Raw genomic sequence first — 23,482 nt, 5'->3', positions numbered from 1 at the left:
TACACTCTTGTTTTTTTATTTCACTAAATGCTTTGTAAACTTTGCTTTAATCATTCTAAATGTGGTTGCAACTGATTGAAAGAATGAAGGAGATTTTAACTGAATGTTTAACAAAATTTTGAAGTTATGGCTAGACAGAAAGGCATAATTAAATTAAAAGGTACTATCGGAGATATTACTTTTTATAAAACGCAAGATGGGCACTTGGCCAGAGAAAAAGGTGGCATCGACGCTAGTAGAATTGCGAGTGATCCTGCGTTTCAAAGAACTCGTGAAAATGGTTCCGAGTTTGGTAGAGCTGGAAAGGCAGGAAAAATGCTTAGAACGGCTTTGAGGCCGTTGCTTTTAAATTCTGCAGATAGCAGAATGGTTAGCAGACTTACTCAAAGAATGGTGAAAGTTATCCAAGCAGACACGACCAGCGAAAGAGGTTTGCGTAACGTGATTGATGGTGAAGCTGAATTGTTATTTGGTTTTGAATTCAATATTCGTGGTAAGCTTGGAACTAGTTTATTTGCTCCATTTGTGGGAACGATTGACCGTGTAGCGGGTGAAATTAAAGTGGATTTAGCGTCATTTATTCCTGCGAATATGATTGCAGCTCCAAGTGGTACTACGCATTTTAAAATCATCTCTGGTGGTGCTGAAGTGGATTTTGAAGCAGAAACTTTTGTGGTTGCTACTTCTGAAACTGCAATTTTGCCTTGGGATGGAACTGCTACGGCAGTTATCAGTCAAACCAATGCGGTTACTGCTAACTCTACTAAACCCTTGTTTTTGGCGTTGGGTCTTGAGTTTTATCAGCAGATAAATGGACAAATGTACCCATTGAAAAATGGTGCTTTTAACCCATTATCGATTGCTAAGGTTGATAGCGGTGTGTAATGGTTATTTGGTTAACTAGAACTTATTTCCCTGAAGGAACAAATGGCAAACTCGAATGCGAAGGCAAACATATCTGTAAAACGATAGAATTGCCGTGGAAGAGGAACGAAACGAAGGTTTCCTGCATTCCGGAAGGGAAATATTTTATAAGAAAGCGATACAGTGCCAAATACAAATGGCATATGGAAGTAATGGATGTTTCGAATAGAAAATTTATTCTTTTTCATCCTGCTAACAATGCTCAAAAGGAATTGCAAGGCTGTATTGCCCCTGTAACTAAACTTTCTGGTCCTGGACTTGGTTTGATGTCTCGGATAGCTTTTAATAAGCTAAAAGACATTGTATATAAAGCTTTGGATAGTAAAGAAAGTGTCGAATTAATTGTTCAATCCTAGAAATTTAAGATTATGAATAAAATTGTAGAGAGAGCGACCGCTCCCACACCAAAGTTTTTTAAAGTGCTTCGAACTATTGGATTGGTATTGGCTACTGTTGGTACAGCTGTTTTAACTGCCCCAGTTTCTTTGCCAGTAATCGTGACTACCATTGGTGGCTATGTAGCTGTTGCAGGTGGTGTTATTTCAGCGGTAAGTCAGCTGACTGTTGAGAAGAATGAACAGCCAGACTAATTCAACATTTGTTGGAACTGCAGGAGGTACTTTTTTGAGTATGGTACCAAATTTGAACTCAGAAGATGTGATAAAAACAGTTATTTTAGCAACTGTTGGAGCTGTGGTGAGTTTTTCAATTTCGGTGTTGCTCAAGTACCTCTGTAAGAAGCACAAAAAATAAGTTTAACTCTAGTTGTGGTGACCTTTGAGTTAAACAAAATGAAAGCCCAAACCGAAATAGGAATGGGCTTTTTTTATTTACTTATATATCTGAATAAAATTACTCTGCGCATATCATTGATAAGATTTAGATTTTCATGGAAACGTTTTTCACTTTGCTCCAAAAGCTTTAAGGTTTCAACGTTTTTAACGTGTTCCTTGTGGTCTTTTATCTCTTGGTTAACTTTAGTTGAAAACTCTTTTCTAACATCATTTAAACGCAGAAACGGAATAACCGAACCTGAAAGAAATTGATGCCAAAATTTAGTTTTCCAAAGTGCATAAGCCGTTAAATTGATGGTGTCAAAATCAGAATCATTTTCAAAAATGATAACAAAACTGTTTATAAATGGCTCTTTTTGTGGCTTTCCGCTGTTCATCCCTTTGTTGAGTAGGAATAAATGTGGTTTAGAGTAAATAGTGCCTTTTTTGTGGGTTTTAATGAAAAATTTCAGCATAACATCGGCTTTTAAAAATTAGATTAATTTTCAATTTTTCGCAATGTTTCTTATGAAATACAGATGTGCCTCGCTACGCTCTGCCCATTAAATTTTTTCAAAAGAAAAAAAGAAAAAAAAGAAAGCCATATATCTAGTGGAGGGTTTCAAAAAAGCAAGTTTTTCAGAAAAAATACTACCCGATGCATGATAGAAATCGGGAGTGTTTAATCAAAAACTAAATATGTTTTAAAACGGTATGGGTGGAGATTTTTTCTGAAACCCGTAGGGCTTGAACTTGCTTTTTTGAATACCTGGAACTTACCTTTGCTCTCTTTTTTTTATTTTTTTTTAGAATATCTAAATCAAATATTCTTGTTTAGTTGGATTTTATCTGAAGAATTGGGTGTTGAATTGAAAGATGGTCGTCTTTGGAAAGGGTATCAAATTCTTTGGATGGATGAAAAAACCACATCAAATAATAAAACCGCTTTTTATCCAGCCAAAGAATTTGATACTCTTTCTTGGATTTGATTTTTGAGGATGCTTATTAGCCAGTTGGCAGTAGCAGTGTTCAGTTAGCAGTAAATTATCTTATGAAAATGGGAAGCATCTTCAAAAAACAATGCAAGTATATACCTAGTGTGATGGGGCAATAGCGCAGGCAAGTGTATTGTTTTTTATTTGCTTATTGGAATTGTTGTGATTGTTTTTATGGTAGCTGGTGCTACGAATAGTATTCAGTGTTCAGTGTTCAGTTTTTAGTATTAAGGAATTTTGTTTTAAGAAATTGTAATGGCATCAGCTATCGTAAGAGCAATGTAGTTTTATGTTTCTGGCAAATAAAAAACGATACTCTTGCTGGCTCTTTTGGTTTTGTGGGTTATAAAATGGCTTTTACCATATGCAAATAAACTGAAAATCTAAAGCCATTTTATTACTTACAAAAGCAATGAAAATACTTCCTATATCTGCGGTTAGTTGATAAAAACAATTCTACTTTTCAGGCGATGTAAAATCTTGTAAATACTATAAATATGATATGGACTATTGAAAGTGGTTTGTGAAGGACGGCTTTTTGAGTAGCCGGGTGAAGCGATGGAAGCTGCTCAAAAAGTTGTCCTGGAACAAACCACACGAGCGTGGGGTGAGCGGCTTTTTTACATAATGTTATTATAGGGCAATGTACTATCTTGTTTTGGAGTACTCTTTTCTTTATTGCCCTATAATGCCACATTATGTAACTAAGCTTGGGAAAAAAATTACTGGCATGAGTTGCGTAGCGTACGAGTTTTTGTTTTGAGCGCTGGACAAGCTCTTTGACTGATGGCTTATTGAATTTCTATTTTTAAACTAAACTTTCTAGCCAACAGGCTAAGTGCTTGATGTGCGTTGGGACAAAAACCATGACAGTAATTTTTTTAGGTGCGTGGGGAAGGAGTGGCAACTGGAATCTAAAACTTCATTCTACAACTAAACGAAAAGTATGTTCTTGTGATTAAAAATAAAATTAGCGAAATGAAGCAAACAAAGAACTGGCTTTAGGAATGCTTGGACTTTGGTCTTACTGCTGTTTTCATAAACCAAATATAAGATAATTATGTTGGGAAGAATCAACAAGTACATTGATATGCTTTAGTAATGGCTTTGAACACCATCCAGCCTATAACATGAACCAAAGCATCAGTCTGGATTCACCAAAATATAAAAACATAGTTTGTTTTCAAGGCTTACACACATTATGGGATACGACCTAATATCAACAATGGTATGCATTATCTTATTTTTTCCAAAGATTTCAATTCAACCCCCAACTCATTAAACATATTGATAATACTGCTTATTTTCAGTTCTTGCTCACTATATTCCTGGGTATTGATGCTACATGTAAACTCCCATAATTCAAGGACTTCGTCTATGGGGACACTGTAGTCGTTATAGGCTTTATTGTCTGATATCAGGAGCAGTGAATTATTCAGTTCAATGTTGTTAATGACCCGTTTATAGACCATGCCATCATTAAGGGTGATAAGCACATAGGTTTTTCCACTTTTTATATCGCTTCTGTCTTCCACAAAACGCCCCACCACATAAGAGCCGCTTTTCATGGGCAACATGGAATCTCCCTTTATGGGAAAGGCCCTGTGCTTGCCTGTTGGCAGGAATGGGAGTTTTATTTTTTCCAACTGTTCTATATATTCGGGATCATCGTAACCAGCCAAATAGCCGGCAGAGGCTTTTATCGGCACGACCTCAATCAAGTTATTATTGTCATTGTCCACAGTAATTGGAAACAAGATGCGTTGGTTTCCTATGTCTATAAAAGAAGTGTCCGTTGCTTTTGTTAGGTCGTTCCTCAACAGAATGTCAACTGGCAATTTAAAATAATCAGAGAGTTTGATCAACATCTCAATCGTGGGTGCCGAACGATCCTCCTCGTAGGAGCTTATACGTGAACGCGTTACCTGAAGGTCATCCGCAAGGGTTTCCTGTGTGAGCCCTTTCAGATGGCGTAAATGCCGGAGGTTTTTTGAAATCATTTTCATAATGCTACAAATATAAGCAATAATTGCTATAAAATGTAGCTAATTTTGTGACATGGGCAAAAACATATTACACCTGGACTTGGATACCTTTTTTGTGTCCTGTGAACGATTGATAGACAGTCGGTTGCAAAAGCGTCCGTTATTGGTCGGTGGGACTGGTGACAGAGGTGTTGTTGCTGCCTGTAGCTATGAAACACGGCGTTTTGGTGTCCATTCCGGCATGCCCATGAAATTGGCAAAACGCCTATGCCCGGAAGCTGTTGTCATTCGTGGCAATGCCTCCATATATACCAAGTACTCACAACAGGTTACTGACATCATCAAGGAAAACGTGCCCATTTTTGAAAAAGCCAGTGTTGATGAATTTTATGCCGATTTAAGTGGGATGGATAAATTTTTTGGGAGCTATAAATACGCTTCGGAAATGCGGACAAAGATTATCAAGGAAACAGGTCTGCCCATATCGTTTGGTCTGTCATCCAACAAGATTGTTTCCAAGGTGGCCACCGGTGAAGCGAAACCCAATAACCAATTGCGTATAGACCCAGGGTTTGAAAAACCATTTTTAGCCCCGTTGTCCATTAGAAAAATCCCTTCAGTGGGTGATAAAACCTATCAAATCCTCAGAAATTTAGGTATTGATAAAGTGGGCGTGGTGCAACAGATGCCTGTAGAAATGATGACCAGTGTACTGGGTGTGAATGGAACAACGATTTGGAAACGTGCCAATGGTTTGGACGACCCGCCACTCATTCCGTTCCATGAACGAAAATCCATTTCAACGGAACGCACCTTCAGTAAAGATACTACCGACATGGTTAAATTACGTACCACTGTTTTTGCTATGGCAGAAAATTTAGCCTTTCAATTGAGAAGGGGTGATAAACTGGCATCATGTATTAGTGTGAAGATTAGGTATTCGGATTTCAATACCTATTCCAAACAACTAAAAATTCCATACACCAGTGCCGACCATGTGCTGATTCCTAAAATATTGGAGCTGTTTGATAATCTGTACCAACGTCGATTATTGATCCGTTTGGTGGGCGTTAAGTTTAGTGATTTAGTGACCGGAAACTACCAGATTAATTTATTTGATGATACCGAGGAAATGCTAAGCCTTTACAACGCCATGGATACCATTCGCAGTCGGTATGGTGAGTTAAGTATACAAAAAGCTGCTTCCATGGGTGCAAAGACCATTGGACGTTTCCATAACCCTTTTAATGGTGAACCGCCTATTTTATTGGCACATAGAAAACAATAATGTATCTCAATTGCCATACCTATTATTCCCTGCGCTTTGGAACATTTTCAGAGGTAGATCTCCTGGAGCTTGCCATAAAAAACAATGTGACAGCACTGGCGCTGACCGATATCAACAATACATCCGCTTGTTTGAATTTCATTCGCAAAGCCAAAGAGTTTAATTTAAAACCCATTATTGGCGTTGACTTTAGGAATGGTGCCTTACAGCAGTTTGTGGGCATTGCAAAAAACAACCAGGGTTTTCAGGAATTGAATGGGTTTTTATCTGAGTACTCACATCAAAAGAAAAGCATTCCAGATAATGCACCAATGTTTAAGGATGTGCTCGTTATTTATCCGTTTGAAAAGGTGCTGCAAAACGAAAAGAAACAATTTAAGGATTATGAGTTTATTGGTGTTTCTGTAGAGGAGCTGAAAAAACTACCTTTTTCAATTTATAAATCATATACGGATAAGTTGGTTATACAACAACAGGTAACCATTAGAAACAAAAAAGACTTTAACGCCCATCGATTGCTAAGGGCCATTGATAATAATACCTTATTGAGCAAGCTTCAAACATCTGAAGAGTGTAGAATAACGGATACCATGTTATCACTTGAAGATTTAAAAAAAACCTACGCTGAATATCCACAGATAATTGCCAATACAGAACACATATTGAATGTATGTGCCATTGATTTTAATTTTGGAAAAGACCGGGTAACACAAAACCAAAAGGTGTATTTGGAATCTCCTGAAGCCGATTATGAGCTGCTGGTAAAACTCTGTGAGGATAATTTACATAAAAGATATGCCCATCCGAATGACAAGGTTAAAGCGCGTTTACAGACCGAACTGACCACGATCAGGACGATGGATTTTGTGTCCTATTTTTTGATTAATTATGACATTATTTCCTATTCCAAACGGATGGGATACATCCATGTGGGGCGGGGTAGTGGTGCCAACAGTATCGTGGCGTATATCATTGGAATTACGGATGTTGACCCCATTGAACTGGACCTGTATTTTGAGCGTTTTATCAATCCATTTAGGGCGTCGCCTCCAGATTTTGATATTGATTTTTCTTGGAAGGATAGGGAGGATATCACCCAATATATTTTCAATAGATTTAAGAATGTGGGGTTGTTGGCAACCTATAACACATTTAAATATAGAGGTGTGGTGAGGGAACTGGGCAAAGTCTTTGGATTGCCAAAAGAAGAGATCGATAAATTGAGTGATGGGAATTACACTCCGGAAAGTTTGGACGAAATGTCAAGCTTGGTTTTAAAATATGGTCAGCTCATTAGGGGCTTCCCCAATCATTTAAGCGTGCATTCCTGTGGTGTGTTGATCTTGGACAAACCCATTCATTATTATTCGGCTACCGATTTGCCGCCTAAAGGGTTTCCAACCATTCAATTTGACATGATCATTGCTGAAGATGTGGGGATTTTTAAGTTTGATATTCTAGGTCAGAGGGGCTTGGCTAAAATCAAGGAAGCTATTGAAATTATTCAATACAATAGACCGGAATGGCCTCCCATTGATATTACCCAGGTTGAGACATTCAAAAAAGACCCTAAAATAAACGATTTATTGAAAAGGGGAAAAGCCATTGGAGCTTATTACGTGGAGTCTCCAGCGATGCGTGGATTAATGCAAAAACTTCAAACACAGGATTATTTGGGATTGGTGGCCGCCAGTTCCATTATCAGGCCAGGGGTGTCCGGTTCTGGAATGAAAAAGGAATTTATTGTCAGACAGCGCAACCCTGAAAAGCGAAAGGAAGCCAACCCCAAGTTGCTGGAAATCATGCCTGAAACCTATGGGATCATGGTATATCAGGAAGATGTGCTAAAAGTGGCCAATCAATTTGCGGGATTGACATTGGGTGAAGCCGATGTTTTGCGAAGGGGGATGAGCGGCAAGTTTAGGTCCAGGGAAGAGTTTATGGCCGTGGAACAAAAGTTCCTTGAAAATTGTAAAGAAAAGGGGTATGCCGATGCCTTGACCTTGGAAGTATGGAACCAAATCAAAAGCTTTGCCGGCTATGCGTTTGCAAAAGGGCATTCGGCATCCTATGCCGTTGAAAGTTACCAAAGTCTATACCTAAAATGCTATTTCCCATTGGAATTTATGGTGGCTGTCTTAAATAATGGTGGTGGGTTTTACAGTACCGAGCATTATATACACGAAGCAAAAATGTGTGGTGGTATCGTGCATCCGCCGTGTATCAATCATAGCGAGCACCAAAACATATTAAAAGGCAAGGATATTTATTTGGGCTTTGGTTATTTGAAAAGCCTGGAATCCATGACCATTAAACGGTTCCTTACCGATCGGAATTTCAATGGACCCTATAGATCATTGGATGATTTTATTGATAGGGTCGTTATTAGCATCGAACAAATTACCATATTGATCAGAATTGATGCCTTTAGATTTACCAATCGATCCAAGACCGAGTTGTTATGGGAATCTATTTTTAAATTAAGCGTAAGCAAACAGGGTACGGCACAGGCACGGTTGTTCAAACCCAAACATAGGCAGTTCAATTTGCCATCATTAACGACAACGTTTATTGAAGAGGCGTATGACCAAATAGAACTGCTTGGGTTTCCATTATGCAGTTATTTTGATTTGGTGGATGAAGCCTTTCAGGATAACATTAGGGCAAGTGACATGAACAAACACGTCAACCAAAATGTATTGCTCTATGGCGTTTTGGTAAATACCCGATTCCATAAGGCTTCAAATGGGAAGTTATTAAGATTTTGCACGTTTGTTGATAAGGAAGGTAACTATTTTGATACCGTCCATTTTACTAAAGTCGTCGATACCTATCCCATCCATGGCATAGGGGTGTATGCCTGTTATGGAAAGATCACCGAAGAATTTGATTTTTGTAGTGTGGATATTATTTGGTCAAAAAAAATGTCCTTAAAGCAAGATCCTAGAAGTCAATAGCATACAAGTAACCATCCTATTTTTTATCTTTATATAAAAATCAGGAGTTATGTGTTTTCATACCAGTACTACCCACAAGGTTAATAGATTGGAAGAACATTTTAAGGTCACATTGAACAATGAAAATGTTAGACCCATTTTTGATACACCAAATTACCACTTAAACGGTTTTGCACATCCCAATATGTTGGTCATACCCCAGGAGAAATGGGATGTTTTGGCACCAGGGGTTTGGGGCATCGTACCCTCCAATAAAAACAGCCAGGAAATTAAGGCGTATTATAAAGAGGCTGTAAAATATGGGGGTGGTTTAAACGCGCAATCCGAGAAACTGTTCCAGCATTATCTATACAGGGAATCTGCTATGACCAGACGTTGCATCATTCCTGTTACAGGGTTTTTTGAACCCCATGAACATAACAAAAAGAAATATCCATTTCACATACGCCAAAAAGATAAGGAACCTTTGGCATTGGCTGGTATTTACTCGGTAATAGACACCTATATCACCTTTACCATTTTAACCAAGGCAGCTTCGCCTTTATTCGAAAAAATTCACAACCTTAAAAAGAGGCAACCGGTCATCCTTAATGACGTCAACACACAAAATTGGTTGTCAAGTGATTTAAATCAAGAGGATATCAAAGACATTATACATACCGTTTATCCTGAATCAAAATTGGAAGCTTATACCGTTAGTAAGGAGCTGTTTAGCCCCAAAGTGGATAGCAATATTGAAACGATAATCAATAGGGTAGATTATTCTGAACTGAGTGAAGTTTTCTGATTAAGCTTGGAAACCAACAATGCTGTTCAAATGTTGGTTATTTAGAAAATTTATGACAACTCAGTTTATGCAAGTGTTTTTTAGGGCTGAAATAAAATTTCCTTTAAATATGTTCTTTGAAGCGGTAACATATAAAAAGGAAATTTTTGAGATTTAAAAAATTAGCAATTACTTTCTTCTGAAATTATTTATTGAACAGTTCTACCAAAGGCTTACTGGTTTGTTCGCTGCCATTCCCTGATTCAGCAACTCTTTCTGCCTACGTCCTTTGGTTTTGGATAAATTTTCATAATTCAAATATAAGATAAATATGTTGAATGTTTAAAGAAAAAATATATTGTAAATATAGGAAAATAATACTTGTATTCGTGATGTATTACAATTTGGAGTCCCATTACTTATCCCTAAAGGATAAAAAATTGTCCCTAAGGGATTAATGGCGTGTAAGGAGTCTAACTAGATCTAAACAATATTAAAAAAAACTAAATTTACTCAGTATATCCACAACTATGAACAACATTTCATATACATATATTCTGGCAGCTAACAGTACAGCTATGGAACTGTATAAAATTTCCAAGGAAACACTTATGGAATCCAATAGTTGTGATTTTATTGTTTTTAAGTTTTCTGAATGGGAGGAAGGTTTGGAAGACTTGGAGGAATGGGAAGAATCCATACCTATAGATGAAGCCACATATCTGGAACTACATAGCAACCTTTGTATGAAATTAAGAGCATTTTTTAAAACCACTAACCCCGATCCAGTTCTCTGGCTTTAATTTATTGCTATAAAATCTCTATTTCTTTTTTTAGTAGTATTTAAGTTTCTTCTTAGAATTACTAAGTTAGATTTTGAAGAAGTGTTGGGAAGAATCAATATGGCATATTTGGAAAACTTTAGTAATAGTACATCCGGTAACTTCAATTGGAATAGGGATTTTGTTTATGTACTATAATGCCACATTATGTAACTAAGCTTGGGAAAAAAATTACTGGCATGAGTTGCGTAGCGTACGAGTTTTTGTTTGAGCGTTGGGCAAGCTCTTTGACTGATGGCTTATTGGATTTCTATTTTTAAACTAAACTTTCTAGCCAACAGACAAAGTACTTGATGTGTGGTGGGACAAAAACCATGACAGTAATTTTTTTAGGAGCGTTGGGAAGGCGTGGCAATTGGAATAATTTGCATCCGTTTTAAATATATTGCTTTAAATCATTACATTTGGTTTTGTGAGTAAATTCAATTTAATTCAATCACTTACACCGTTGTATAATTCAAGCTAATTCTTTATTCTACTATGAGAAAGTCACATAATCAAATTATTTTTTCAGCTTCAGATTTATCCAATCATATTCATTGTAAGCACTTAACTAATCTTAATTATGATGTTGTTCAAGGCTTAAAAGAAAAGCCAATTAGTAATAACAGGGTTTTAGCTGTTTTGAGAGAAAGAGGTATTGATTTTGAAAATTCTTTTTTAGTTGAATTGGAAGCTAAAGGTCTTTCAATTGTTAAAATAGATCAGGAAGAACCAAATTCTAGGCAAAAGACTATTGAAGCTATGCAGCAGGGTGCTGACTATATCTATCAGGCAAGATTAAGTAATGATAAGTGGCAAGGTTGGGCTGATTTTTTAATAAAAGTAGCTACTCCAAGTACACTTGGAAATTGGTCTTATGAAGTTATCGATACAAAATTATCAACACAAACAAGAGCTGGTACAATTTTACAAATATCATTATATTCTGAAATAATTGAAGAAATACAAGGTTTATTGCCTGAATATATGCATGTTAGAACGCCTGAAAGTGAGCTATCTTATCGTGTAAATGATTATATTTCCTATTTAAGATTAATAAAAAAAAGATTAGATAATGCCATAAATACTCCAATTGACACCTATCCAGAACCTTGCTCACATTGTGACATATGTAATTGGTGGCAACATTGTAATGGTGTTAGAAGAGAAGATGACCATTTGAGTTTTATTGCAGGTATGGGTACTTCTCAAATCAAGGAAGTAAAACAATATGGTATTACCACGTTACAAGCAATGTCTGAAATACCTTTGCCGATTCCTTTTAAACCAACAAAAGGTTCTAAAGAGACTTTCACAAAGCTAAGAGAGCAAGCAAGAATTCAAAACGAAACAAGAACTGCTCAAAAGCCAAGATATGAGCTATTAGAGCTCATAGAAAATACTGGTTTTTATAATTTACCAGAACCCTCTGATGGTGACATATATTTAGATTTTGAAGGTGATCCATTAGTTGAACCTTCAGGTTTAGAATATCTATTTGGTTGGGTATTTCAAAGCAACTATTATTGTATTTGGGTTGCCAATTTGGAAGAAGAAAAAGCTGCATTAGAGCAGTTCATTGATTTTGTTTTTGATAAAAGAAAAGAATTTTCTGGATTGCATATTTATCATTATGCTCCTTACGAAACCATTGCCTTGAAAAGAATGATGGGTAAATATGCTGTAAAGGTAAATGAAATAGATATATTACTAAGAACGAAAAGTTTTGTTGACTTACACAGGGTTTTAAAACAATCTATAAGAGCAGGAGTTGAACGTTATTCCTTAAAAGACCTAGAAGTTTATCATGGTTTTGTTCGAGAAATGGATTTACGAACCCTGTCCAAATTTAAAGCAGATTTTGAATTTTTACTTGAGAGTAAAAAGTTTGAATTAATTACTGAAGAAATGAAAGCTGCCATTCAGCTTTACAACCAAGATGATTGCTATTCTACCTTAAATTTACATTTGTGGCTTGAAAAAGAAAGAGAATTATTAATTTCTAATGGTAAAACAATTGAAAGACCAATTGAAAATACGGCTGAGGTTCCGGAAAGTATTAATGCTCATTTAGAAAGAATTACACCCATTTATGATGCATTAATGCAAGATATTCCTCTTGATGTTAATGAACGAAACAATGAACAACAAGCAAGATTCATACTCACTAATATGCTTGATTGGTATAGAAGAGAACAAAAATCATTTTGGTGGGAATATTTTAGGATTTTGGAATTAGAAGCTGATGAATTATTAGATGAAAAATCAACTTTAACTTATTTACAGTTTACTGGTCAAAGTGTTCCTGATAAAAGAAGTTTTATCGATACTTATACTTTTCCTAGTCAAGAATGTGAATTAAAAAAAGGAAATAAAGTAAAAATTGCAAATAGTAAAACATCGATGGAAATTATTGAAATTGATGATTTACAAGGTTTTATTAAATTAAAAAAAGGTCCAAGTAATAAAGATATTCATCCTTTAACAATTATAAAAGATGAATATATCGATACAAAAAAGAAAGAAGAGTCATTAATTCTTTTTGCAGAATGGATTGTAGCTAATGGTTTTGAAAATAGTCTAAATGATTATAAAGTTACAAGAGATTTACTATTGAATAATTTGCCAAATTTATTACAACCTTTAATTGACACTACTGATTTAGTAGCAAAAAGTATTGATTGGGCTTCTAAATTAAACAACAGTTATCTACCTATACAAGGACCACCAGGATCAGGTAAAAGTTTTACAGGAAGTCATATGGTTCTTGAACTAATTAAAAAAGGCAAGAAAATTGGAATAACGGCTTTAAGTCATAAAGTGATTATTAATCTACTTGATAAAGTTCAAAAATTAGCAATAAATCAAAAAATAGATGTTTCAATAATTTATAAAGGTTCTAATAATGACGAAACAGAATATGAGTGGAACATGGTGAAAAGTATTGATCCCATATTATCTAACATTTCTAAATATCAAGTCATTGCTGGTACAAGTTTTATGTGGTGTAATGAGAAGCTAAAAAACAATGTAGACTATTTGATAATTGATGAAGCTGGACAATTTGCATTAATTGACACTTTAGTTGTTTCACAAGCATCAAAAAACATAGTCTTTTTAGGTGACCATCAACAATTAAAACAACCTATGAAAGGAGTACATCCTGATGGTACAGATGTTTCAGCATTAGAACATTTACTTGAAGGAAAAAAAACAATTTCAGAGGAAAAAGGTGTTTTTTTAGAAAAAACTTATAGAATGCACCCGTCTATTTGTTTCTTTGATTCTGAAATGTTTTACGAGTCAAGATTGCAATCTGTTGATGGTTTAGAAAATCAAAGAGTTGAAGGCAATACTGTATTTCAAGGTTCTGGATTATTTTACAAAGCAGTAACACATGAAGGAAATACTAATTTTTCACTCGAAGAGATTGAAGATATTGAAAAAATAACAACTGAATTGACCAAAGGTGATGTGTTCTGGTATGATGATAAAAATGTTAAAAGAGTATTGCAAGATACGGACATTAAAATCATTACACCTTATAATAGTAGCGTGTTTGAATTGCAAAAAAGAATACCAACTATTGAAATCGGAACGGTTGATAAATTTCAAGGTCAAGAAGCTGCTGTAATAATATATAGTTTAGCTAGTTCATCACCTGAAGATGCTCCACGAGGAATGGATTTTTTATATAGTCCCAATCGTTTTAATGTTGCAGTATCAAGAGCTAAAGCCATTTTTATTATGGTTGGTTCACCAAATATATTTGAACCGGACTGTAAATCACCAGAACAAATTAAATTAGCTAATCCATTTTGTAGGTTTATTGAACTTGCTGAAACCAAAGAAGTATAATTAACGAAATGAAGCAAACAAATAATTGATGCTAGGAATACTTGGACTAGGAGCAATTTTTGTGCAGGTGAATGAGATAATGAATTTTGAAAATTGATTTATCTACCCACCTAACTACCCATTTATCAAATTCTATTGGTCTTCTAAGTTTAACAGTAAATATTCCATCTATATTAAATTCAGGAGGAATTCAAATACTTGACAGAATGTTTGATTTAACATGTTTTCTGATTTTATAATAAAGTTATTTATAATTGACCTCCAACACCTTTGAACTTTTCGACAAATGAAGAAATTTTTTGAAAAACACTTTGCTTTTTTGTTAAATACTGAGGATTTAAAGGGCTCATTTTAGGTAAAATGGTATTGAGTTCCGTCCCGTTTTCATTTGCAAATTCTCGTTTTAAAGATACAGCAATGTATCGTTTTGCTTCTTCTTCATTTAAGTCTTCATCTGTGATTAATTCTGAAGCTTCTTTTTTCTGTTTTTCTTGAGCATATTTGAAGAATGAATCTATTACATTTGCTTTATCTTGAATAGTTTCCAAGTCAGTTTCATTAATAAAATCTACCACTAAACTTTCTTTTGCTCTATTGCCTATACTTGCACGAATCACTCTACGGATTTCTTCTATTAAAGTAGCTTTGTCTTTGTTTTTTTTGTTATGCTCAAAAATCAATTCAAGAATATAATCCAAATTTATTTCTTGAGATTTAAGTAAGTCTATTTCAAAAACAACATCATCCCAATCAATATTGGATTCTTCAACTTCTTTACCACTTTTTTCACGTCTTAACCAATCGCGGATGTCATTATAAGTAGAACGATAATCTTGAATTGTTCGTTCCGGTAGTAGACTTATCTCTTGCATTATTGCAATATCGTTGTCTGATACAAAGTAGGCTTCTTTAAATTCCTGAATAGCTTGAGCATCATTTATATCAATAGTTTTAAATGCTTTGAGATTGGTAAACTCATCGTAATTCTGCAAGATATTTTCCACTCGTAAATACTCTCCAAATAATTTTGAGAATTCTTTTTTATCTTTTTCCGTTACAATTTCATCGGGATTCGGGAACTTTTCATTTAAGTCATTTACCACATCTATGAAACCTCTACGTGCATGTCCTGTTGCAATGTCTGTAAAACCTTCTAAATATTCTTTATAGCTTTTTTCAAGTACTACGTTTTTAGTGTTTTTATCTCCAAATAACGTTATGGCATCTACAGTAGCAGTTTCTAAATCTCTAAAAGTAATAATATTTCCAAAGGTTTTTGTCGCATCATAAATACGATTAGTACGTGAAAAAGCTTGCATTAAACCATGATAACGCAGGTTCTTGTCTACAAATAAGGTATTCAATGTTGGAGCATCAAAGCCAGTAAGGAACATACCTACAACTATAATAAGGTCAATTTCTTTATTTTTTACACGTTTTGCAAGATCCCGATAATAGTTTTGAAATTCTTTACTTTCGACTCCAAAACTAGTTCTGAACATCGTGTTGTAGTCGTTTATAGCTGCCGTTAAAAATTCTTTAGCACTGCTATCCAATGCAGTTGGTTCAAAAGTTTCATCGACAATTTCACCAATGGCACTTTGCTCTTCATTGGCAGCAAAAGAGAATATCGTTGCTATTCTTAATGGTTTTTCACTTTCTTTTTGTAGGCTATTTAATTCTTCGTAATAACATTTGGCCGCATCCACACTACTCACCGCAAACATGGCATTAAAACCTTTGTTGGTACCTTGATTTCTATGCGTTTTAATTCTAAAATTCTTAAGAATGTATTGCGAAACTTCTTTAATACGTGCAGGATGTAAAAATGCTTTTTTATTTTCTGCAGCCGTTAATTTCTTTTCATCAATCTCTGTTTCTATGCTTTTAAACTGTGGACGAACATCATTGTAATCTACTTTGAATTTCAATACTTTTTCATCTCTAATCGCATCTGTTATTACATAAGAATGTAACTCACGACCAAATACACTAGCTGTAGTTTCAGCACCTAAAGCATTTTGAGGAAAAATTGGAGTTCCAGTAAAACCAAATTGATAGAATTTTTTAAACTTTTTATTTAGGTTCTTTTGAGCTTCTCCAAACTGCGAACGGTGTGCTTCATCAAAAATAAAAACGACTTGTTTTTGATAAATAGCCAAATCACTCTCCGTTTTCATCAAGTTATTTAGCTTTTGAATTGTTGTGACAATAATTTTATTATCGTCTTTTTCTAAATTCCTCTTTAATCCTGCTGTACTATCTGAACCATTTACACTATCGGGTGAAAAGCGTTGATATTCTTTCATAGTTTGAAAGTCCAAATCTTTACGATCCACTACAAAAAACACTTTATCAATGAAATCTAATTCAGTGGCCAAACGTGCTGCTTTAAAACTAGTCAATGTTTTTCCGGAACCCGTTGTGTGCCAAATATAGCCACCGCTTTCTACTTTAGACCAAATTTTAGCTTGAAATGAACTTTGAATTTTCCATAACATTCTTTCGGTAGCTGCAATTTGATATGGTCGCATAATAAGCAAAGTATCACTTGTATCAAAAACTGAATAGGTTAGCAATACGTTTAATAATGTGCGTTTTTCAAAAAAGGTTGTCGTAAAATCTTTAAGATCTTTGATCAATGTATTGTCGGCTTTTGCCCAATTCATGGTAAAGTCGAAACTGTTTTTGTTTCGTTCCACCGTGTTAGCAAAATAGCGGCTATCCGTTCCGTTAGAAATCACAAAAACTTGCAAATATTTAAAAAGAGAATTCGAACTATTTAAACTCTCCTTGGTATAGCGATGTACTTGGTTAAATGCTTCACGAATGGCTACACCTCGTTTTTTTAATTCTACTTGAACCAAAGGCAAGCCGTTGACTAAAATGGTCACATCATAACGATTGGCATGTGTTCCTTTTTGTTCAAATTGTTTAATTACCTGAACTTTATTACGAGCAATATTTTTTTTATCTACTAAGTAAATGTTTTGGATACGTCCATCATCAAAAACAAAATCGTAGATATAATTTTCATGAATTTTTCTTGTTTTTTCAATAAGATTATCACTTGGTTTATCTAAATACTCTTCTACAAAACGAGCCCATTCGCTATCTGAAAACTCCATGTTGTTTAGTCCTTGCAATTGCACTCTTGCATTAGCTAATAGAGTTTGTGTAGTGTTTAGGTTTGGATTTTCATACCCTTGATTGATTAAATCTTGGATAAATTCTTTTTCAAGAGCCGCCTCCGTTTGATAAACCGCAGGTGGTTCATTTACCTCTGAATACTTGGTATATTTATCTAAAACAATAAAATTGTTCGATTCTGCTATGGTTTTAAATTGTGTCATTTACTTCTTGTGTTGATGATACATTAGCTAATGCTGGTTCTGCAGTTGCTATTTCTTCTTGCCAATATTTACTATTAACCAAATGTTCTAATAACAACCTTACAGTTTGCTTTTCTGGTTCTGTAGGGTCAGGTACTGCTTCATTTGATAAAGTTGAATGACTTGTAAATTGAATTATTCTATTGTAATATAGTTGTCTATCTTCTGGTAATAATCTTTTCCATTCAGGATAACCTAAAAAATTTGCAGTTTTCTCATATAAGTTTCTTAATAACATAAAATGATACTTTTCGACAGAATTTGAAGTGATAGCTTCTTCAATTGTGTTCTTCAAGTATAGGTGATAAGAGAAGCTTTTATTTGAATCACCGTTTAATGGCTTAAGATTATATGTACCATCATCTAATTTTTTTAACATATAACAAGCTTTGTTGCCGACTTCGTTGAAAAGTACATTATAAAATAGTGCATTATGTGTTGAAACAACAAATTTCAAACCTGTTGATTTCTTGATAAGTTCAGCCAAATTAACAGCTAATTCTATCAAATGATTATCATCTAAAGAACTTATAGGGTCGTCAATAAAAACGTATTCTAAATTATTGAACGGATTGTTAGGACGATTTTCTGGAAGCGTATTTTTAATTTCAACAATTTGTTCTAACAGACTGTAAAATACGCACCAAATAAAATTACTTTCTTCACCTTTCGAGATTTTTATATTTTCAATACTGTTGTCACTACCGCTTTCTATCGAAAATGTTACTTCAGAAAAATCTTGACTAAATCTAGGTGTTATAAAAGGACTTGTATAGTGCTGAAAATTTGAAATTATGTTTACATCTAAACCTTGATCTCTTAAGAAATTAAGGGCTAAATTTGTAAAACCATTTGGTCGGATTGTAATTTTTCTTTCAACATCAGCATCTAAATCATTGTCCCAAAAGAATAAATCTTCTGTGAAAGCATTATAATAAAGCACTTTGATGCCTGTTTCTACATCATCCTCTTCGTCAACATTTTTAGGTGCAACTAAAAGCCTGTATTCACGAGATAACCTAGTTTTTCCTATGCCGTTGAAAGCATAGATTAGTTGCACTTTTTTATTGGCATCTATAAGCGATTGTGCTATTTCTGTTAATGACTGTGCCATATTATGATTCTAAATTATCTTGAGGAAATGCTAGTAACAAATCTCTGTAATATTCATATTGTTTTTGTCTTAACTCTATTTCTTTTGGTAAACCTTCACTTATTGAGTTAGTAAGTGTGTCGAATTTTTCTAAAATTGTAGCTACTCGTTCCTGTTCTTCTTTTGAAGGAACAGGGATTTTTATTTTAGCCAAATCATCTGCATTTACACGTCTGACTTTTGTTCCCGTGATAAAAGACCTTTTTTGTTTTTGAAATTGTTCTGTTTGAAAAAAGTAAGCAACATATTTTGGATTCAAGTTATGACGATAAAAACAAGCATCACTGCTTACAGCTATTTCTTTATCTCCTAGCCAAGCTACTGCTTTACATACATCCTCATCATTTTCACTTGTGGTTGCAATGACCAAGTCTCCATATTTAGCCATACGTGCTTTTTTTGCAAACTCTTCTGAAACAAATGATTTAGTTTTATCTGTATATGTTCCATAGTAGGTATAGATTTGTCCATAGTGAATACAACCAACTCCTGTTTCAGTAAAGTCTTTTTTCTGTAAACCGCCACCACGAATAAATTTGCCGATATTTTCATCACCCAAAGGTAAATGTTGAACTTTATTTTTATCAAAGGAGTACAATTTCTCTCGAAAATAACTATATTGCATTTTTCGTGCTGTAAGCTCTGCTGTAAGCTCTGCTGTAAGCTCTGCTGTAAGCTCTGAAAACGTATCGAGAATTCCAACTATTTTTTGTTGAATTTCGAGAGATTTTTTAGAATTAGCTGGACATGGAATTGGGATGAGTTTATTTGCATAATTACTAATCCATTGTCTTTTGTGGTCACCATCAACTAATTCACTAGGTAAAGTATTCATCCAATAGTAAATATATTTTAATGAAGCTTTTGATTCATCTTTTGAAGTAATCATCTTCATTGCTGATGATTTAGCTTTAAAATCAAAATCAACCCACTTATTCGCAGTTGTAAAATCATCAAAGATTATTACTGGGTTTTCAGATGCTTTGTAAATACCATCTGTCTCATCGGTATATCCAAGAATAAAGGTCTTACCCGCAGTTAGAACAGGAGTTTTGAAATTATTGTTGTAATTATTTGATTCCACTAAGTACCTTGTCGGTTGTTCATAATCTGCATATTCTCCCAAAGGTTTCCATTCCACAGAAACACCATCCAATAATTTTTCTAGATAACTCATGCTTCAATTTCTTTTATGATGGCATTAATATCTGTACGAAGTTTGTCAATTTTTTTTACAGTTTTGGAAACTTCGTTGTTTAATTCCTCAATATTAATCTTCACTCTATTGTCTTTGGCTACCACATAGGAACTAACAGATAAGTTATAATCGTTTTCTGCGATTTTGTTATTGTCAACATAGGTTGCTACATGAGTCACTTCCTTTTTGCTATCAAACATTTCCATTATTTTTTCAATATGTGCATCAGTCATCATATTGTTATTTGTTACTTTCTTAAAGTAATCTTCACCTGTTACATCAATAAACTGCGTTTTAGTATCTGTTTTATGTTTTGAGAGTACCAAAATAGTTACTGCTATAGATGTGCCATAAAAAAGATTAGGAGCTAAGGCAATAACGGTTTCTACAAAGTTATTATCCACTAAATACTTTCTAATTTTTTGTTCGGCACCACCACGGTAAAAAATACCAGGGAAACAAACAATGGCAGCTCTTCCTTTACTTGATAGATAACTTAATGCATGCAGTACAAAAGCAAAATCGGCTTTTGATTTTGGAGCTAATACACCTGCAGGAGCAAAACGGTCGTCATTTATCAGCGTTGGGTCGTCATCTCCAATCCATTTTACCGAATAAGGAGGATTTGATACAATGGCATCAAAAGGTTTGTCATCAATAAAATGAGGATGATGAAGCGTATCGCCTAAAGCTATATTAAACTTGTCGTAATTGATGTTGTGTAAAAACATGTTCATACGAGCTAAATTATAGGTAGTATGGTTGATTTCTTGTCCAAAGAAACCTTCTTCAATGATGTGGTTATCGAAATGTTTTTTGGCTTGTAGCAATAATGAACCCGAACCTGCTGCAGGATCATAAATTTTATTCACTTTTTCTTGTTTGTGCATTGCCAATTGTGCAATTAGTTTGGACACGTGCACAGGTGTGAAAAATTCACCACCCGATTTACCAGCATTGGCCGCATAATTGCCAATTAGAAATTCATAGGCATCACCAAAAAGTTCTATTTCACTGTCTTCAAAATTACCAAAATTTAGCTCCTCAACTCCTTTCAAAACGGCAGCTAAACGACTGTTTTTGTTTTCAACGGTGTTCCCCAGTCGTGAGCTGGTTGTGTCGAAATCGGCAAATAAACCTTTTATATCTTCTTCTGATGGATACCCATTTGCAGAACTTTCGATAGCATTAAAGATGGCTTTTAAATCTGTATTAAGGTTTGGATTGGTATTGGCAGTTTTCGCAATATTTATAAAAAGTTGACTTGGATAGATGAAATATCCTTTCGTTTTTACAGCATCGTCTATTATTTCCGGTGTTATTACCTCGTCTGATATGTTGGCGTAATCAATTCTATCATCACCACCTTCTATATATTTTGTAAAATTTTCACTTATAAATCGATAGAAAAGTGCCCCTAAAACAAAGTGTTTGAAATCCCATCCATCGACAGAACCACGCACCTCGTTGGCTATTTTCCATATTTTTGCTTGTAATTCTGCTCTTTGTATTATGCTTGTCATTATTTTTCTTTTGTTTATTTCGTTGGTTATACCATAAAATTTTTAATCTTTCTACTCACTTCTCTTTCCACTTGTTCAAAATCAGGTAAGTTTTTTATTTGGTCACTCATCGATTTTTGCCATCGTGCTTTGTATTGGGGTAATTTTTGTTCAAGTTTTTTATGAAAATCATCGGGATTTTGTTCTTTGCTGATGCATTTATTTCGGAATTCATTTGTGAAATATTCAACCTCCATTTTTTCTAATTCTACTAAATACCAAATGTCATAATAGTCTCTTGGTTGTGTGCGTTGCATGGTGCAACGTAATTTTTCGACCAAAAGCTCTTCCAAAGGGTAGCATAATAGCTTGTAATCTTCTAAATCTGAATAATCCACAATAGCACTTTTTACGACTGATTTAAACTCTAATTTTTCGCTTCTTGATATATCTACTTTTACTTTTTTGTTGTTTCCGAAACCACCCAATGGACCTACATAACCTATGTAAAAATTAATACCTCCATCTTCATGCTCGTTATCATCAATTATTTCTAATGGAATATTGGATTCTTCTTTTATTCCTTCGAAAGACTCTTTGAACCAATCAAAAATTTGTTCGTTTGTTATTTCATTATCTAAAAGCGTGAAATCTAAATCTTCTGAGAAACGATAGTCTTCAAAATATACTTTCTTTAATACAGTTCCTCCTTTGAAAACTACTATTTTTGAAAGTTGTTTGTGATTTGCCACACCCCAAAGTATCCAAGATAAAATGTAATCTTTCTCAATTTGTTGGTCGCGAACCCCCACTTGGTTTGCTTTCTTTTGTATTTCGCCCGGTTTAATCATGTGAACATGGCTGATTTAATGGTTTCTATATCTAAATTTTGTTGAATACTCCAACGACTATTTCTTTTTCCTGTCTTAGGTAATTCAGTATCTAAGACTACATAAGATGCGGTTTTTATTTTTTGTAAATCATTGATTATTTCCGTTTCAATTTCAAAGATTTCTAAAATATATCCCAGTCTTTTTACAACCGCCTGAGAATCGAATTTTATGGTATATTCTAAAAGCTTCTTGAAATCTAATTTTTCCTTAGTGCTGTATATTGCTCTTGCGACCTCTACAATTCCTCCTGCATAATCCGGTTTGAAAAGGCAGTCTATTATTGTCTTTTCAATGTCAGAACAATTTACTTTGTTGAAATTGTCAATCCATGTTTTCTTTTCTCCAAAAAAATGACTCTCGTTATGATAGATAAATTGAAATGTGATGTCTTTAATCTTTATCTCTGAAGGCCTAATTTGTTTGGCGACCACAATTTGTTCTTTTAATGATGGTTGCGTTATTAGATTGTGGATTTGCAAGGCCGAGTAATATCCAATATAATGTTTAGCCTCTTTTACTAAATATTTTACTATCAGGTGCCAATCGGGCATAAAGGTTTCCGGATTTTCTTCATAAGGTATAATGTAATAAACACCGTCTTTTATTCGCATAAGTAATCCTCTTGAAGTCATGTCGCTAAGTAATCGCCTAACCGTATTTTCCTTAGAGTTAGGCAAGACTTTTAAAGCATCTTTATATTCAAAACAAACCTTATTCCTGCTATTAAAGTAGGAAAGGATTTCATTAGATTGTGTTGAAGTATTTTTATGTTTCATAGTCGATATGAGAGAACTAAACTCACTACAATGATACAAAATATAATAATATGTTTTTTGTTTTTTGTAAAAATTACTTTATGTATGCAATATGTGAGATTAAAACTCACATAATCGATATAAAACATAACTTTTATTAATCTTTAGGAATATCGTCCTTAAAATGTATTGTGTTATGGGAATTGAATTTTAGTTAAG

At 34.3% G+C, this 23,482-nt stretch carries 17 protein-coding genes; 9 read left to right on the top strand and 8 right to left on the bottom strand.

Going from position 1 to position 23,482, the window contains the following annotated elements:
• Nucleotides 1–126 precede the first annotated feature (126 nt).
• From CJ739_RS18350 to CJ739_RS18340, 3 genes are read left to right on the top strand one after another with little or no spacing between them, the layout of a single operon-like run.
• Complete coding sequence (locus CJ739_RS18350) at nucleotides 127–885, top strand: hypothetical protein (protein ID WP_117177968.1); 759 nt, start codon at nucleotides 127–129, stop codon at nucleotides 883–885.
• Nucleotides 885–1,280, top strand: a complete 396-nt coding sequence (locus tag CJ739_RS18345) for a DUF5675 family protein (RefSeq protein WP_117177966.1) — start codon at nucleotides 885–887, stop codon at nucleotides 1,278–1,280. Before CJ739_RS18350 ends, CJ739_RS18345 begins: the two co-directional genes overlap by 1 nt.
• A gap of 12 nt (nucleotides 1,281–1,292) precedes the next feature.
• Nucleotides 1,293–1,514, top strand: coding sequence for a hypothetical protein (locus CJ739_RS18340; protein ID WP_117177964.1), 222 nt, complete (start codon nucleotides 1,293–1,295; stop codon nucleotides 1,512–1,514).
• A 236-nt stretch (nucleotides 1,515–1,750) separates the two neighbouring features.
• Here CJ739_RS18340 and CJ739_RS18330 read toward each other — a convergent pair whose 3' ends face one another.
• Nucleotides 1,751–2,173 carry a DUF6943 family protein gene (locus tag CJ739_RS18330; RefSeq protein WP_117177960.1) on the bottom strand — a complete coding sequence of 141 codons (423 nt, stop codon included), beginning with the start codon at nucleotides 2,171–2,173 and terminating at the stop codon, nucleotides 1,751–1,753.
• A 354-nt stretch (nucleotides 2,174–2,527) separates the two neighbouring features.
• On the opposite strand from CJ739_RS18330, the gene CJ739_RS18325 reads away from it, so the two are divergent.
• Nucleotides 2,528–2,686: a hypothetical protein gene (locus CJ739_RS18325; RefSeq protein ID WP_162880263.1), complete on the top strand. Its 159-nt coding sequence runs from the start codon at nucleotides 2,528–2,530 to the stop codon at nucleotides 2,684–2,686.
• A 1,241-nt stretch (nucleotides 2,687–3,927) separates the two neighbouring features.
• Here CJ739_RS18325 and CJ739_RS18315 read toward each other — a convergent pair.
• Nucleotides 3,928–4,698: an XRE family transcriptional regulator gene (locus tag CJ739_RS18315; protein ID WP_117177954.1), complete on the bottom strand. Its 771-nt coding sequence runs from the start codon at nucleotides 4,696–4,698 to the stop codon at nucleotides 3,928–3,930.
• A 52-nt stretch (nucleotides 4,699–4,750) separates the two neighbouring features.
• On the opposite strand from CJ739_RS18315, the gene CJ739_RS18310 reads away from it, so the two are divergent.
• The 5 genes from CJ739_RS18310 (at nucleotide 4,751) to CJ739_RS18290 (ending at nucleotide 14,370) form a co-directional block, all read left to right on the top strand.
• Nucleotides 4,751–5,965: a DNA polymerase Y family protein gene (locus CJ739_RS18310; RefSeq protein WP_117177952.1), complete on the top strand. Its 1,215-nt coding sequence runs from the start codon at nucleotides 4,751–4,753 to the stop codon at nucleotides 5,963–5,965.
• Nucleotides 5,965–8,922: a DNA polymerase III subunit alpha gene (locus CJ739_RS18305; RefSeq protein WP_117177950.1), complete on the top strand. Its 2,958-nt coding sequence runs from the start codon at nucleotides 5,965–5,967 to the stop codon at nucleotides 8,920–8,922. Before CJ739_RS18310 ends, CJ739_RS18305 begins: the two co-directional genes overlap by 1 nt.
• A gap of 49 nt (nucleotides 8,923–8,971) precedes the next feature.
• Nucleotides 8,972–9,709 (top strand): SOS response-associated peptidase, encoded by a 738-nt coding sequence (locus CJ739_RS18300; RefSeq protein WP_117177948.1) that lies wholly within the window; start codon nucleotides 8,972–8,974, stop codon nucleotides 9,707–9,709.
• Between the two features lie 509 nt (nucleotides 9,710–10,218).
• Nucleotides 10,219–10,491: a hypothetical protein gene (locus CJ739_RS18295; RefSeq protein ID WP_117177946.1), complete on the top strand. Its 273-nt coding sequence runs from the start codon at nucleotides 10,219–10,221 to the stop codon at nucleotides 10,489–10,491.
• 519 nt (nucleotides 10,492–11,010) lie between these two features.
• A complete protein-coding gene (locus tag CJ739_RS18290; RefSeq protein WP_117177944.1) occupies nucleotides 11,011–14,370 on the top strand; it encodes a TM0106 family RecB-like putative nuclease in 3,360 nt (1,119 codons plus the stop codon).
• Between the two features lie 248 nt (nucleotides 14,371–14,618).
• Here CJ739_RS18290 and CJ739_RS18285 read toward each other — a convergent pair whose 3' ends face one another.
• From CJ739_RS18285 to CJ739_RS18260, 6 genes are read right to left on the bottom strand one after another with little or no spacing between them, the layout of a single operon-like run.
• Nucleotides 14,619–17,723, bottom strand: a complete 3,105-nt coding sequence (locus tag CJ739_RS18285) for an HsdR family type I site-specific deoxyribonuclease (protein ID WP_117177942.1) — start codon at nucleotides 17,721–17,723, stop codon at nucleotides 14,619–14,621.
• Nucleotides 17,710–18,876, bottom strand: a complete 1,167-nt coding sequence (locus CJ739_RS18280; RefSeq protein ID WP_117177940.1) for an AAA family ATPase — start codon at nucleotides 18,874–18,876, stop codon at nucleotides 17,710–17,712. Before CJ739_RS18280 ends, CJ739_RS18285 begins: the two co-directional genes overlap by 14 nt.
• A 1-nt stretch (nucleotide 18,877) precedes the next feature.
• Complete coding sequence (locus tag CJ739_RS18275) at nucleotides 18,878–20,092, bottom strand: restriction endonuclease subunit S (protein ID WP_117177938.1); 1,215 nt, start codon at nucleotides 20,090–20,092, stop codon at nucleotides 18,878–18,880.
• A complete protein-coding gene (locus CJ739_RS18270) occupies nucleotides 20,089–21,636 on the bottom strand; it encodes a type I restriction-modification system subunit M (protein WP_117177936.1) in 1,548 nt (515 codons plus the stop codon). The genes CJ739_RS18275 and CJ739_RS18270 overlap by 4 nt, the downstream gene beginning before the upstream one ends.
• A 26-nt stretch (nucleotides 21,637–21,662) precedes the next feature.
• The gene (locus CJ739_RS18265) at nucleotides 21,663–22,466 is read right to left on the bottom strand and encodes a nucleotidyl transferase AbiEii/AbiGii toxin family protein (protein WP_117177934.1); all 804 of its coding nucleotides are present in this window, start codon (nucleotides 22,464–22,466) and stop codon (nucleotides 21,663–21,665) included.
• Entirely contained in the window at nucleotides 22,463–23,284 is an 822-nt protein-coding gene (locus tag CJ739_RS18260; protein WP_117177932.1) for a type IV toxin-antitoxin system AbiEi family antitoxin domain-containing protein, read from the bottom strand. The genes CJ739_RS18265 and CJ739_RS18260 overlap by 4 nt, the downstream gene beginning before the upstream one ends.
• Nucleotides 23,285–23,482: the final 198 nt, after the last annotated feature.

The organism is Mariniflexile sp. TRM1-10, from assembly GCF_003425985.1.
Taxonomy (GTDB): Bacteria; Bacteroidota; Bacteroidia; order Flavobacteriales; family Flavobacteriaceae; genus Mariniflexile.
Note: the sequence above shows the minus strand (reverse complement) of the source record. Positions and strands in the feature narration are given on the sequence as shown.